This window comes from Prevotella sp. HMSC073D09, assembly GCF_001814145.1.
Taxonomy (GTDB): Bacteria; Bacteroidota; Bacteroidia; order Bacteroidales; family Bacteroidaceae; genus Prevotella; species Prevotella conceptionensis.
This window is the reverse complement of record NZ_KV815149.1, coordinates 22,792-37,881: the sequence shown is the minus strand read 5'-3', so window position 1 is coordinate 37,881 and position 15,090 is coordinate 22,792. Positions and strand designations below refer to the sequence as shown.

The 15,090-nt window shown below is 46.3% G+C and carries 8 protein-coding genes and 2 pseudogenes; 5 read left to right on the top strand and 5 right to left on the bottom strand.

Translation table 11 applies throughout. The features are described from left to right. Positions 1-148: 148 nt before the first annotated feature. Both HMPREF2955_RS17180 and HMPREF2955_RS14260 read right to left on the bottom strand, forming a co-directional pair. Positions 149-388, bottom strand: a pseudogene (locus tag HMPREF2955_RS17180) (hypothetical protein); the annotation flags it as partial. Positions 389-450: 62 nt separating this feature from the next. Beyond that, complete coding sequence (locus HMPREF2955_RS14260; protein WP_070724057.1) at positions 451-2,757, bottom strand: outer membrane beta-barrel family protein; 2,307 nt, start codon at positions 2,755-2,757, stop codon at positions 451-453. A gap of 245 nt (positions 2,758-3,002) precedes the next feature. Between HMPREF2955_RS14260 and HMPREF2955_RS14255 the strand changes: the two are divergent. Continuing rightward, positions 3,003-3,445 (top strand): annotated as a pseudogene (locus HMPREF2955_RS14255) (transposase). Positions 3,446-3,775: 330 nt separating this feature from the next. Here HMPREF2955_RS14255 and HMPREF2955_RS14250 read toward each other — a convergent pair. From HMPREF2955_RS14250 to HMPREF2955_RS14240, 3 genes are all read right to left on the bottom strand, one after another. Beyond that, complete coding sequence (locus tag HMPREF2955_RS14250) at positions 3,776-5,059, bottom strand: Gfo/Idh/MocA family protein (protein WP_070724055.1); 1,284 nt, start codon at positions 5,057-5,059, stop codon at positions 3,776-3,778. 526 nt (positions 5,060-5,585) lie between these two features. Continuing rightward, entirely contained in the window at positions 5,586-6,926 is a 1,341-nt protein-coding gene (locus tag HMPREF2955_RS14245; protein ID WP_070724054.1) for a TolC family protein, read from the bottom strand. A 299-nt stretch (positions 6,927-7,225) separates the two neighbouring features. Next, positions 7,226-9,304 carry a DNA topoisomerase 3 gene (locus tag HMPREF2955_RS14240; RefSeq protein WP_070724053.1) on the bottom strand — a complete coding sequence of 693 codons (2,079 nt, stop codon included), beginning with the start codon at positions 9,302-9,304 and terminating at the stop codon, positions 7,226-7,228. A gap of 376 nt (positions 9,305-9,680) precedes the next feature. Here HMPREF2955_RS14240 and HMPREF2955_RS14235 point away from each other — a divergent pair, with 376 nt between their 5' ends. The 4 genes from HMPREF2955_RS14235 to HMPREF2955_RS14220 all read left to right on the top strand — a co-directional run bounded on the left by HMPREF2955_RS14235 (position 9,681) and on the right by HMPREF2955_RS14220 (position 14,080). Next, positions 9,681-10,190, top strand: coding sequence for a nitroreductase family protein (locus tag HMPREF2955_RS14235; protein ID WP_070724093.1), 510 nt, complete (start codon positions 9,681-9,683; stop codon positions 10,188-10,190). A 538-nt stretch (positions 10,191-10,728) separates the two neighbouring features. Then, positions 10,729-11,796 (top strand): 3-phosphoserine/phosphohydroxythreonine transaminase, encoded by a 1,068-nt coding sequence (gene serC / locus HMPREF2955_RS14230; RefSeq protein ID WP_044260674.1) that lies wholly within the window; start codon positions 10,729-10,731, stop codon positions 11,794-11,796. A 101-nt stretch (positions 11,797-11,897) separates the two neighbouring features. Continuing rightward, a complete protein-coding gene (locus tag HMPREF2955_RS14225) occupies positions 11,898-12,815 on the top strand; it encodes an NAD(P)-dependent oxidoreductase (protein WP_009229124.1) in 918 nt (305 codons plus the stop codon). 11 nt (positions 12,816-12,826) lie between these two features. Further along, positions 12,827-14,080 carry a DUF1015 domain-containing protein gene (locus HMPREF2955_RS14220; protein ID WP_009229123.1) on the top strand — a complete coding sequence of 418 codons (1,254 nt, stop codon included), beginning with the start codon at positions 12,827-12,829 and terminating at the stop codon, positions 14,078-14,080. Positions 14,081-15,090: the final 1,010 nt, after the last annotated feature.

The following is a 15,090-nucleotide window of genomic DNA, read 5'->3' as shown; positions in this document are numbered from 1 at the left end:
CAATTACAATATGCCCATAGGCAAAACGGCACTATCGCTAAAAGCATGTCCCACGCTTTCGGTCATGCCCCGTTCTTTTCTCGTTCCTCGAAAAGTGCGTTTTCTCGCCATGACAATGTTTGAGCAAGCTCGACATTGTTCATTTGGCTTAACGAAGACGTTCATCTTTCGTGTTTTGACATAATACACACGGCCATGTAGACAAAAGAACAAAAGACATAAGAACAAAACATGAAGAAGTGCTCTTTACTTTTTCTTCATTATGTGCCACTGGAAAGACGCTTTCAACTTGTAAAGATACACCAGCCTTACCAAGCGAACATTTCTTACGTATTACGTCAATATTTGGCTGTATTCCGTAATGTTTAGCAATCATCGCTAAACAAGACGGTCCACAGCAACTTTCTGTTTAACAAAATCCATGATTATGCGATTAAATACCCGTACATTCTACAAGCGAAGAAGTTGGTCGCTGCTCTTTATCTTCTGGTTTCTTTGTTTGCTGTTGAAACGATAGGAGACAGTCAACCCTATAATCTGTCTATCTTGGTCTTCCGTCTGTCTAAATAATAACCCTTGATAGTATACTTCATAACGTGAGATGTCTTGTCTGAACACATCATTCCAATACAGGGAGACTGACAGGGCTTCGTGTAACAATCTTTTCTGTACGGACAGGTTTAGAAGATGTCTTTCCTCGGTCAGGAATACTCTAAAATAGCCTTTCCCTGTATATTCGTAATTGACATTAACGTCAAGCCAAGGGAGAACCAAGGTGTTTTGCATTTGAAGATATGGCACAGGCCGACTGAGTGTCTCTGTATGCTCATGCTTTGTTGCAAGATAGTTGATATGATGAATATAAGCTAAAGTAAGAGATGGCTTGTACCAATCGAATGACTTGCTGTAATTCATCATAACAGTGATGTTATGTTGTTTCTCCAGATTATACCACGAACTTTTGACCATATCATAATCGGAAGACGACACCAATGTAGAAAGTGCCATTATTGGCGACTTCACGTATTGATATTTGGCGGAGAAATAAAAGTTATTCCAAGACAGAGCGTAATCAAGTGTGCTGTTTCTCTGTGGTCTTAGCATCGGATTGCCTTCTTGAAACTTATAACGATTGAGATAATAGCTATATCCACCGATAAATCCGAGGGGTGGCCGTTGCATATCATACTTGAAACTTATTTGGTGAGAGGTGTTGCCTAATGAAAATGACAAGGACGCATACGGCAAAAGCTGGCTGCTGTTTTGCTCCGTTTTTTGTGTATCCTGCTGAAAGGTGTTACGAGTGTTCTCGTATCTCATACCGATTTGTGCCTGATAGTGATTGCCTTGATAAGTAAGTCCCATATAAGCTGCAGAAATAAGCTCTTTAGTTTCAGAGTTTCGTTTCTGCATGCTGCGACTATATTCTAATCTATTCTCATTTGTGATGTAATCGAATTGTCCGCCTAATTGGGCAGACAATCTCTGATGGAGAGGATAGATAAAATGTGGGTTGATTGAAAACAAATTGTTCGTTACACGGTTCGCTACGTTTGTCGCTTCGTTGGAGTTAGAGAATACTTCTTCGGTATTTTGTGTTCTCTTGCTATGCGTTGCTGCATAGTCGGCAGCCAAAGAAAAAGCCAATCCTCGCTTGTCGGTATAGTTGTAGTTGAGGGCAACATGTTTGTAGTCCAACTTATCATTGAGTTTAGAAAGACTATGAAACGACACTTTGCTTTCTGAACGATTGATTACATCATTTGTAGCGTTGCCGGTATCGTTTATTCTTGAAACAAATCCGTCGAACATAAGCGACAGTTTGTGAGATGATGCCAATTGCCAATCTACGCCAAAGTTATAATTTAACTTCCGTATATCACTCGGATATGATACCAAATTAGTATGGCTAAGGAATAAAGGCACAGATGTATTGTCTATGGACGAAAAGGCAATGTCTTGAAAACTCTTTTTCTTGTAGCTTGCATGTTGCAATGTTCCATAAAGTGTAACATCTTTGAAGGCATAGATAGCATTCAGGTACTCATTATGTGACCAAGCCCTGCTCTTTCTTACAGTTGCCTGTGTGTTGAGAGTTAATCTATCAAGGGGAACTGATGTCGTAATCATGATAACGGCTTTCACGTTGCCTCCATATTCAACCCCAGGGTTATTGTTTACAGCAATGTTCTTTATGTCCTTTACGCTCAGTGTCGCTATCTCGGCATAAGACTGTACTTTTCTGCCATTGACAACATACAATGGTGCCGCTCCACTTATTGTTATGATATTACCGTCCCTCTCTACAACACCAGGCACAGAAAGCAATAGTTCTTTGATGTTGTTTCGGTTAGCAAGATGTGTTCCGGCCACATTTACCTCAAGATTACCCGAACGGTTCATCTTCACAATGCGTCGCGATGCCCTTTTAACAACCTCCTTGAGCTGATACGTTTCTTTTTCGATAAAAAAAACCGTACGAAGAGAGTCTAAACTAAAAGTGGACGGCTTATATCCAAGCGCAATTATTTTTAACAAGCAATCTGTACATCCTTTAGTGTCAAGTGTGAACTTGCCATCTTCCGTGGCTACAGTAGCATTTATATAAGTGCTATCTCTTGTTATTAAACTGACCGTTGCGTACCCAACGGCATCCTTGTTATCCTTGGCCAGCACAACTCCAGATATACTTTGAGCTAATGTTGGGAAGGAGAACAGCACAAATAGAAACAACACTCCCAAAAATTTATTCATCATGCGAATTTGTATTTAGATGACAAAATGAAACGGGGTCATAAAAGCCACGACCTTCATACATAGGTCTCAATCTGCAATGCTTTAACATACATCTTGTGGAAAATCTACATCCTTAATTCCGCAACATTTCAACCTAAGTATTAATATAAGTGCCTAAACAACAAAAGTTGCTCAGTGTTTTGTCTTGTTGCAAAATTCACTTCACTTAGTGCTGAAATCAAAGGTGTTAAACCAAGCAACAGACAATGGCAAAAGTACAAATAAAATCTGATAATTTCACTGCTTTTGGAGGAGTATTAACGACAGAAACGTGTATATGGCAGTCTTGGCCTTTGGAGGGAAAATATACTTACCGCTGCTTCATGACCAACGATTACGAGATGAGCCTCTTAGACGTTGTGCACTTCTACAACCAAAGGGGGAGCAGTGAACGCATCTTCGATGAACTCAACAACGGCTTTGGCTGGCGGCATCTACCCAAATCTTTTATGGCAGAGAATACCGTTTTCTTAATTGTGACGGTGCTCATAAGAAACCTCTACAAGCTACTTATGAGTGATGTCGACATCAAGTGTTTCGATCTGAAGAAAAAAGCAAAATCAAAAACTTCATCTTCAAACTGGTCTCAGTCCCTGCCAAATGGAAAAGGGTGGCACGTCGGCAAGTCCTAAACGTATACACCACCTAGCCAGTCTATGCAACCATTTTCAACAACGGTTTCGGATAAGCACACCTCTTTTCAGGTTATGTTTGCGTAGCCCCCAACACGCCACATGGGGTAAGGGGAAACGGTGTGTCTTAGCCCCAAAAACAAGCTAAGTAGAATAGAATATGTTACAAAAAAGAAGGAGATGAGTTCAGGCCGACATAAGTTAACGTTTAAGCAACCTTGCGGATTTTAGAAACATAAAAAGTCCAAACGGCCTCTATGTAGGGTTTAAGGGATTATGGGTGGGGTTGGGTAGGCGGAAAGGGGATGACATTCGGCCGTGAGCGGGAGGAAACTTCGCCCATTGGTTTACCGCAAGACATTGCGGCGTGTGAAATCGGGTATCATTACGGGCATCGACCCATGCTCGATAGATAGTTTTGAGAGTTCGGCAATGCAACACCACTCCGCTAAGTCGTACACGTCCATGTCTAGTGGCAGGCCTTGTTGCAGACCTTGCGCCAAACGTAAATCCATAAAGTAAGACATGCCACCGCGCGAGTCGAGTTGCTTGGCCAAATTGATTGTTTCGCGCGAGAAGGGTGGGGCATAACGGCTGAGTAGCTTTTCTAGTTGCGGTGTGGATAATGGCGTGTTGTCGTCGTTGAGTTCTATACCTGCCTTAGCCGCCGAGTTGTTGTGCAGCAACACGTCGTGAATAGGATATTTTGTTGCATACCCACGCGTGCCAACCACTTGAAACATACGGCTATACGGGCGCGGCGTCATTACATTGTGCTGGATAAGGATTGTTTTGCCCTTCATGGTGCGTATCATTGTAGAGGTTTGGTCGCCGTTGGCAAAGCTGTCGCAGGCTTTTCCCATCACCTCTTTATACACCTCCTTGCCCAAAATGGGGGCGGTGTGCATGGCGGTGAGGTAGTGTAAGTGGTCGGTACGGTGGATGCCTAGCAGCTGACAGGCAGGCCCGATGCTGTGTGTGGGATAAACATCGCCACAGGTAAGGCGGTTATATTCCATGCGCCAGGGCGTCCAGCGGTGGCCAATGGGATGTGCATAACCGCCTTCAACATGCACCACCTCGCCGAACAGCCCCTCACGAGCCATTTCGCGCACGGCCATTTCAAAATGGTCGTACACAGCGTTTTCAAGCATCATGCAGTGTTGTTGTGTGCGTTCGGCAGTGTCTACTAGTTGCCAAATGTGGTCGAGAGTTAGGGCGGCAGGCACTTCCACTGCCACACATTTGCCGCAGCGCATGGCATGGAGGGCTATTGGCACGTGCGAAAGCCAGTCGGTACACACATAAACGAGGTTCAGCCCCTGTTGTTGGCACAGCTGACGATAAGCGTTTTCGCCCCAATATGCGGTTGGGCGTGGTTTGCCTAGCTGTTCAACGTGTTGCGCTGCCTCTTCTGCGGCCTGCCTAGACACGTCGCACACGGCTACAATCTGCACGTTTGGGATGTGGCACCATCGCGTAACGGCCATTTGTCCACGTGCACCCACTCCCACAAATGCCACTTGCAAAAGGGGCATGGGCGGTAGGGCTAACGACAAAACGTCGCGCTGACCAGCAGCGCGAGTGGGTACAGGGGTTTCTAACGGATGTGTCGCAGACATGGTTTCCATTAACATAACGTTTAAAAATCACTGCAAATATACAAAAAAATGGGATAGGATGTGAGTTTATGGGGTTGTGAGTTTGTAAGTTGATGAGTTAATGAGGTTGTTTGTTTGTGAGGGTTTGAGTTTATGTGGTGTAAGTTTGTGAGTTGGTAAGTTTACAAGTTAACAAGCTTAGCAGTTAGTGAGTTAACAAGCTTAGTAGATTAACGAGTTGTTTCAAACAAACAGTTGTTGCCATAAACGCTATCGGGTGAGCCCGCAAGTGCAACAGACCAAGGCTTATTGCCTAGCAGTGTCCCACAATAAAGAAGGCAGGGTTGGGCGCGTTTAGCGTCCAACCCTGCCCTATAAATAGGCCAAACTCTACGCGGTAGTTGGCGAAAGGAGAACGATTTCTTATTGTGGTTGAGCTCTCGTGTGTATGATTGAAACTTCAACTAAGTTTTCTAATTTCAATGCTGTTTGACCATAACCAGTTGGCAAGCTAACAGGCAATCTGTAATGCGCTAGCTGTAAACCCAATCTGCCTTTATTTTATTTCCCCTGTTTTATAAAAGTTAAGCAGGTGGATGTTGAGAATGGCCATGTACTTACTTTGCAGTTCGTTTTGCTGAGCGGTAACAAGATTGTTTTTACCTGTCATCAGTTCGATGATGTTTTTTAGTCCAAGGTTGAACTGCTCGTTCAGCAAGTCGTAGCTTTGTTGCGCGCTTTCAACACTCACCTTAGCAGCCTTGTACTTGTTTTGGTTGTTGGTGGCTTGCAACCAACATTCCTCGATATTAGAATAAAGGGCCGTTTGCTTATCTTGCAATTCGAGCATCGAGCTCTGCTTTTGGAACAGCGCCCTGTTAACGGCCGTGCGTTTGGCGCGGTTGTCAAGGAGCGGAATGCTTAGGGTGAGGCCTGCACCCATGTCGAAATTGGTTTTTATTTGCGTGCCCCAAGCATTGTTGCTCATCGAGGTGGTGTTCGTTCCCATACTTGCACCAAGGCTTAGTGTGGGCAGATTTTGTGCCTTGGCCACCTTTATGCTTGTTTCGGCACCATTGATGGCTAGCTGTGCAGACTTTAATTCGGGACGCCAACTGATGGCTTGGGCATAAACTTCGCTAACCGATGGTATGGATTGTAGCGCCATTTCGTCGGTGGTAGCAGGCACTGCCACTTCGAAAGGGGCACTGTCGGTGATTTGTAAAAGCTGTTTAAGCTGGCGTTTAAAGTCGGCCAATGTGCTTTGTGCCGAAAGTACGTTGTATTCTTCTTGTGCCCGTTGTGCGGTGAGTTGTGCTAAGTCGGCTTTGCTCATCTTCCCCACGTTCAGCATCTCTTTTCCTCGCTCTTCGTTTCGGGTGCTCGTTTCTAGGGCTTGCTTGCTTACGTTGATGGCCTCCGACGAGTACAAAATCTGCACGTAGAGTTGTGCTATGCGTTCTTGTATCGTGGCAGCCGACACCATAGCCTCGGCCTCGGCTTTGCTCATTTCTAGTTGGTTAAGTGCAATGGTGTTGCGATTACGATTTCCGTTCCACAATGTCCATTGGGCATTGATAACGTATGTGCCGTTATAGAACACCTTGTCAACGCTCGATTGTACAGAGCCGTTGGCCACTCGCGCCGCTCCTGTTTCGGGCCACGGCCGATAGTTTACATTTTGCGAGGTGGAGGCAGATACCGAAGGCAACAGCTCGGCTTTGCTGTGCAGCATCTCTTCTTCGGCCGACTTAACGGCAATGCGTTGCTTTTGCAAACTGATGTTGTGCTGCATGGCGTGGCTTATGCAGTCTTTCAATGTCCATTGGTGGGTTTGGGCAAAGAGCATGGTGGGCAAGGCGAAGAGTACGCCAAGGCTTAGTGTCCATTTCTTCATTGTATGAATAGTTGGTGAGTTGACGGGTTTACAAGTTCACAAGTTGACAAGTTTACGAGTTCACGAGTTGGCACGTTGGCGAATTGAGCGGGTTGTGTGCCTGTTTCGCCATTGGCCTACTGTTTAACAAAACGTTTTCTCGTTGCTCGAAAAGTGCGTTTTGTTGCCAATTAGACACAAAAAGAGCCGAAAAAGTTTACAAAGACGATTGTCTTTAACAATAATTTGTGGTGTTGTGGCCGCGCATTGAAAGCTTGAAAGCATGCCAAAGTGTTGGCAAAACGCATTTGCATCCGTGTCTACACCTCGCTGAAAGGCAAGCGGAATGTGCAACCTGCCTTCCAATTGCTGCATCCGTAAGCCCCTTTGCCTTTGATGATAACTCCTTGCTTGCATTGCGGACAGGGCCGACCCACGATGTTGTCGTGGGCTTGGAGGGGTTGTGGTGCAGTTGGTTCGGGCGCGTCCGAAACTTTTGTTGCGGTCTGCGCCTTGCCCTTTGTGCTAGCTTGCGCTTTGGGCTTTGTTGCGGATGCCTTTTTCTTAGCGATGGTTTTCTTGAGGTCGTCTTCGGTGGTGATGGTGATGTGGCGGTTAGAGTTGTCGGCCAACACCTCGTTAACGATTTGGGTTATCTGCGCTTTCAGTTCGTTAACAAACTGCTGTGCATCGTAGTTGCGGTGCTCAATGTCGCGCAGTTTCTTTTCCCAAATGCCTGTTAGTTCGCAACTTTTCAGCAGTTCTTCGCGAATGATGCCAATCAGCTCGATACCCGTTGGCGTGGGCAAAAGGTTTTTTCGCTCGCGACGGATGTAGTGGCGCTTAAACAAAGTCTCGATGATGCCGGCGCGCGAAGAGGGGCGGCCGATGCCGTTTTCTTTCAGTGCACTGCGCAATTCTTCGTCGTCAACGAATTTACCAGCCGTTTCCATGGCGCGCAAAAGCGTTGCCTCGGTGTAGAACTTAGGCGGAACAGTCCACTTTTCGCTCAGCGTTGGCGTGTGCGGACCCTTTTCGCCCTTGGTAAAGGTGGGTAGTGTGCGTTCTTCGGCCGTTTGCTTGGCCGACTCTTCATCGTTGTTGGTGCTCGTTTCCTTGGCGTAAAGCACGCGCCAACCCTGTTCCAATATCTCTTTGCCCGTGGCTTTCAGCTCAATGTCGTCTACTTCGCCCGTTACGGTGGTGGTAGAAAACTTACAATCGGGATAAAACACAGAGATGAAACGCCGCGTAACGAGGTCGTACACGTTGTTTTCCATGTCCGAAAGTGCGCCTGCCGGAACGCCCGTAGGGATGATGGCGTGGTGGTCGGTAACCTTCGACGAGTCGAAAACCTTCTTGCTCTTGTTCAAAGCCTTGCCTAATAACGGCTGGGTAAAGGTTTCGTAGCCGCGCACTCCTTTTAATATAAGGGGACATTTGGGGTAGATGTCGTCGCTAAGATATTGCGTATCTACACGCGGATAGGTGGTAAGTTTCTTTTCGTAGAGACTTTGTATGAGGTTAAGCGTTGTTTCGGCCGAGTAGCCGAACTTGCGGTTGCACTCCACTTGCAGCGAAGTGAGGTCGAAGAGGTGGGGCGGAGCCTCCGTTCCTTTCTTCTTCACCACGCCCGTTATCTCAAAATCTTTGTCGGCGATGGTGGCAAAGGCGCGTTCGCCCTCTTCCTTATTGGTGAACTTGCCCTTGGTGGCCGTAAACAGCGTGTCGCGATAGATGGTTGAAAGCACCCAATAGGCTTCGGGTTTAAAGTTGTCTATCTCTTTCTGCCTGTTAACGATGAGGGCGAGGGTGGGGGTTTGCACGCGCCCGATGCTTAGCACCTGTCGGTTTTGCCCATACTTCAAGGTGTACAGGCGCGTGGCGTTCATTCCTAAAATCCAATCGCCAATGGCACGGCTAAGTCCTGCGAGGTACAGCGGTTGGTATTCGCTTTGGTCTTTAAGGTTAGCAAAGCCCTGGCGTATGGCCTCTTCGGTGAGCGACGAAATCCACAATCGCTTCACAGGGCATTTGGCTTGCGCCTTCTGCATCACCCACCTTTGTATCAGCTCGCCTTCTTGCCCGGCATCGCCGCAGTTCACAATCTCGTCGGCGTTTTGCATGAGCCGTTCAATCACTTGGAACTGTTTTTCGATTCCGCGGTCTTCAATTAGCTTTATGCCGAAACGTTGGGGTATCATGGGAAGTGCGCCCAAACTCCACCTTTTCCAATTGTCGGTGTAGTCGTTGGGTTCTTTTAGGGTGCAGAGGTGGCCAAAGGTCCACGTCACTTGATACCCGTTGCCCTCCATGTACCCGTCGCGCTGTGTTGTTGCGCCTATTACAGAGGCGATGTCGCGCGCTACGCTGGGTTTCTCGGCTATGCAAACTATCATCTTCTATTATCTAATTAAGACTACAAAGTTAGGAATTTTATTTTTAAAATGGCGCGCGTGGTGAGGCTAACTGGTTTATGGCAGGTTGTAAATGTTCTCTGCAAAGGTGCAAACTTTGGTTCTAAGTGTTGCTTTACGCGGTCTTTTTTTCGGTAGGAGATTGCATTGCTGATGAGCGAGTAAGGCGAGGAAGAACGGAAATCGCGCTGATGTTTCGGCAGGCAGGTTAAGAACCTGCCTTAGTGACAGGACTTGTTTGTGCACTTTCTGCACATGAAAAAACACTAAAGCTGTGGCAAAATCGCCCTTCGTCTCGCAAAAGAATGCTAACTTTGTCGCAGTACAACATGTTGAACCCTTAAAAAAAATAAAGCGAATGGACTTTCTGAATTTGGCAAAAGAACGATTTTCTGCACGTGCTTTCAGTGCACAAGTAGTGGAAGAAGACAAGGTGAACTATCTTTTGGCGTGCGCCCGACGTGCACCCTCGGCCTGCAACAAACAACCGTGGCATTTCGTGGTGGCGCAAACGGAGGATGCTCGGCAGAAGGTGCAGCAGTGCTATAACCGCGATTGGCTGAAAACGGCACCCCTATACATTATTATATATGCAGCCGATGACAGGGCTTGGGTGCGCGAAGACGACGGCAAAAACCACGCAGACATTGATGCTGCCATAGCCATAGAGCACCTTTGCTTGGCTGCAACGGCTGTGGGTTTGGGCAGTTGCTGGGTGTGTAACTTCGATGTTGCGGCGTTGCAAGCGGCCTTCCCGCTAGGCAAAGAGTGGCATCCCGTGGCCATTCTGCCCATCGGTTATCCTGCAAACACGCCTTCCAAGCCGTCGCCTCGCAAGGAAATTGGCGAAATCGTGTCGCGTTTCTAGTGCTTGAACGCATGCAAAACACAACCTTAAAAGTGAGAAAAAGCGCGGCGAAGAACCACATAAAGGCTTCACGTTGCGCTTTTTTACAAATTTAAACAGAGTGTCAAAAAGACAATTGACATACGCAAACAACAAATTGTCGTTATTGGATAATCGTTCTTTTCGTTACTTTTTGCAACATATTTTACAGCTAAGGTTTATTTCATTACAAATCATTCGCAACGGAGGCGCATGGCAAACGAAAAATATCCACTAAAAAATTTGGCAGGAATAGCAAAAAAAACTATCTTCGCACCATCAACTACCAATTAACGATAAAGGCGAGTCCTAAAAGCCACCTACAATGGGTTGCTGGATTTTAGCTGAACAAGCTTGGCTCATTTCCCCAACGAGGCGTAGCAAGCTATGCAACGTGAAGGAAAAGCAGAAGGCACTAAGCGAAAAACGAAAAGCCATGAAGGGATGCACAACGCCACTAACCCTTGCAGGCCTTAGGACACGCACAAGGATGTCTATATTACTAAAAACATAAACGAATATGAAGAAGTACAATTTTAATGCCGGCCCCTCAATCCTACCTAGAGAAGTTATCGAGAACACGGCGAAGCAGATTTTAGACTTTAATGGTTCTGGACTTTCTCTCATGGAGATTAGCCACAGGGCAAAGGATTTCCAGCCCGTTGTTGACGAGGCCGTTGCCTTAATTAAAGAATTGCTCAGCGTTCCCGAAGGATATTCGGTTATATTCCTCGGTGGCGGTGCTTCGTTGCAGTTTACCCAAGTGCCCTGCAACTTCCTTATTAAGAAGGCTGCCTATCTTAATACGGGCGTTTGGGCAAAGAAATCAATGAAAGAGGCTAAACTTTACGGCGAAGTTGTGGAAGTTGCCACATCGGCCGATGCCAATTTCACTTACATCCCAAAGAACTTTGACATCCCCGCGGATGCCGACTACCTGCACGTTACCACCAACAACACCATCTACGGAACGGAAATCCGCAAGGAGATAGACTCGCCAATACCACTTATCGGCGACATGTCGTCGGACATCTTCAGCCGTCCCGTTGACGTTTCCAAGTACGATTGCATCTACGCTGGTGCCCAAAAGAACTTGGCAATGGCCGGTGTTACCGTTATCATCGTGAAGAACGACAAACTGGGACGCGCCCCACGCCAAATCCCAACCATGCTCGACTATCGTACGCATGTTGATAAGGGTTCGATGTTTAACACGCCACCTGTTGTTCCCATCTATTGTGCGCTCGAAACGCTACGTTGGATTAAGAAGAGCGGCGGCGTTGAGGCAATGGACAAGAAGGCCATCGAAAGAGCTAAGATAATTTATGATGAAATAGACCGCAACCGCCTTTTCCGTGGAACGGTGAAAGAAGAAGACCGCTCGCTGATGAACATCTGTTTCGTGATGAACGAAGACTTTGCCGAGTTGGAGAAACCTTTCATGGAGTTTGCAACGCAAAAGGGCATGGTGGGCATCAAGGGCCACCGCGACGTTGGCGGTTTCCGCGCAAGCTGTTACAATGCCATGAGCATCGAAGGTGCAGAGGCTTTGGTGGCTTGCATGAAGGAATTCGAGGCTAAACTTTAGTTTGCAGATAGATTTTTCGTATTCAAGTGGTGGGCCGTGTGCCTCGTTTTAGGCCTCGACCCACCTTTATTTATTCACCTTAAGTATATACAGTTTTCCTTATGAAGGTACTTGTTGCTACTGAGAAACCTTTTGCCGCCAATGCGGTGAAAGCCATTAAAGAAGAGATAGAAAAGGCAGGACACGAACTTGTTTTGCTAGAAAAATATACCGAGAAGGCACAATTGCTCGATGCAGTGAAAGATGTTGAGGCCATGATTGTGCGTTCCGACAAAATTACGCCCGACGTAATGGATGCCGCTCCCAAACTTAAAATCATCGTTAGGGCCGGTGCCGGCTACGATTCCATCGACACGGCGTACGCCAAAGAGAAAGGCATCATCGTAGAGAACACGCCTGGACAAAACGCCAATGCCGTGGCCGAATTGGTGCTTGGCTTGCTTGTTTATGCCGTAAGAGCGTTCTTCAATGGCAAATCGGGTTCAGAACTTATCGGCAAAAAGCTGGGATTGTTGGCTTTCGGCAACGTAGGTCGCAACGTGGCTCGCATTGCTAAGGGTTTCGGCATGGACGTTTATGCCTACGATGCTTTCTGTCCTGCCAACGTTATCGAAGAGGCTGGCGTACACGCTGTGGCCAATCAAGAGGCTTTGTTCGACCAATGCGACATCGTTAGCTTGCACATCCCTGCTACACCCGAAACAAAACAGAGCATCAACTATGCGCTCGTTAACCGCTTGCCCAAGGGTGGCATATTGGTTAACACTGCACGCAAGGAAGTGATTAACGAGGCCGAACTGCTCAAACTTATGGCCGAACGCGAAGACTTGAAGTTCGTTACCGACATCAAACCTGATGCCGATGCCGACTTCGCTAAGCTGGAAGGCAGATATTTTAGCACGCCTAAGAAGATGGGCGCACAGACAGCAGAGGCCAACTTCAATGCAGGGCTGGCCGCAGCTAAGCAAATTAACGCATACTTCGCTGATGGATGCACCAAGTTCCAAGTAAATAAGTAGTAACACAGACTATGGCAACAATAAGACCATTTAAAGGCATCCGCCCACCCAAAGAACTGGTTGAGAAGGTGGAATCGCGCCCCTACGACGTGCTAAGCTCCGAAGAGGCTCGTGCAGAGGCCGGAGATAACGAGATGAGCCTGTACCATATCATCAAGCCTGAGATTGATTTCTCGCCCGATACATCGGAGTACGACCCCAAAGTTTACGAGCAAGCTGCACGTAACTTCAAGAAATTCCAAGACAAGGGATGGCTTGTACAAGACGAAAAGCCGGCTTATTACATCTATGCGCAAACCATGAACGGCAAAACGCAGTATGGTTTAGTGGTGGGTGCTTTTGTTGAGGACTACCTAAACGGGACCATCAAGAAACACGAACTGACGCGCAAGGACAAGGAAGAAGACCGTATGAAACACGTTCGCGTGAACGATGCCAACATCGAACCGGTGTTCTTTGCCTATCCAGACAACAAGGTGCTTGACGAACTGATTAACAAGTACGTTAAGAACAACGCACCTGAGTACGACTTCATTGCGCCTATCGACGGTTTCGGACACCAGTTCTGGGTTATTTCCGATGCTAACGACATCGACGTTATCACAAAGGAGTTTGCTAAAATGCCTGCTCTTTACATCGCCGATGGTCACCATCGCTCGGCCGCTGCCGCATTGGTTGGTGCCGAAAAGGCCAAAAACAACCCCAACCACAAGGGCGACGAGGAGTATAATTACTTCATGGCCGTTTGTTTTCAAGCATCGCAACTCACCATCCTAGACTATAACCGCGTGGTGAAAGACCTTAACGGACTTACTTCTGCCCAGTTCTTGGAGAAACTGGAAAAGAATTTCGACGTGCAAAAGAAGGGCAAAGAAATGTATCATCCCACTGGGTTGCACAATTTCTCACTCTATCTCGATGGCGAATGGTACAGCCTTACGGCCAAGAAGGGCACTTACAACGATGCCGACCCCATTGGTGTGCTTGACGTTGACATATCTAGCCGACTGATTCTCGACGAGATTTTGGGTATTAAAGACCTTCGCACTGATAAGCGTATCGACTTCGTGGGTGGCATTCGTGGCCTAAACGAACTGAAAGAACGCGTAGATAGCGGTGAAATGAAGATGGCTTTGGCCCTCTATCCCGTGTCGATGCAACAGATTATGGACATCGCCGACAGCGGAAAGATTATGCCACCGAAGGCCACTTGGTTCGAACCAAAACTGCGTTCGGGGCTTGTAATACACAAGTTGAGCGATTAACATACCCTCATATCAAGGCCGTCGGGCATGCTTTTGGAGTGCGCTATTGTGCGTAGAAAGCTGCCCGCGGCTTTTTTTATTGGCATTTTGGGGCTTGGTTTTAGGTCAGCCAAGCCTCGTTCGTCTATAAGGCATGCCGAATTGAGCGTTGAAAATAGCTTGTATTGGCTTGCTTATTGGTGAAGTTTAAGCTTTTAAACTTGTTAGTTTTTGAGTTTGTTGGCTTTTAGTTTGTAAGTTCCTGAGTTTGTAGGTGAACCCGTCTAGGCTTTTATTATTTCTATAAATTGAGAGAATTTTGTTGTCTTTGTGATGTCAACACAAAACAAACACTCCTCTCATATACGAAGTGCAGAACAAATCAAATCACTGGCTTATAAACTCCTGAGAACCCAACAACTCCCGAAAACATCAGCTCATCAATTTACAATCTCAAAAACTCACAAACTTATAAACTCATAAATTTATAAACATAGAAACTAACAAACTCAAGAAGTCTAGAACTCTAGAACTCCAATATTTATAAACTTAGAAATTAACGAACTCAAAAAATCAGGAACTCAAGAACTCAAAACCCATAAACTTATAAACTCAAAAGTTTAAATTATTATCTTTTATTTTACAATGCCTCTCTAATTTTCACTCCGTTCTAGCGAAAATATAGGTTAAAAAGTAGGTAAATTACTACTATTTCCAACCTTCCGCACCTTTTATCATGTCCACCTTTAAGGACAAAACCTGCATTTTGCACCATTTTAGCTTTCTAGTTTGGTTGCTGGCTCGCAATTTTTCAAGTCCCAACACCAGCATTTTACCCCTAAAAACCCACTTTTTAACGCCCATTTTGCCCTTTTTTGCCATGTGTTTCATGGTTCGAAGAGGTTTTGTCTGTACCATGACACTGAATTTTTATGCACATCCTCTTGCATTTTGCACCATTTTGCACTGCATTTTGCAGCATTTTACCTTGCGTTTTGCACCAAAACACACTGCATTTTGCACCAAAACGC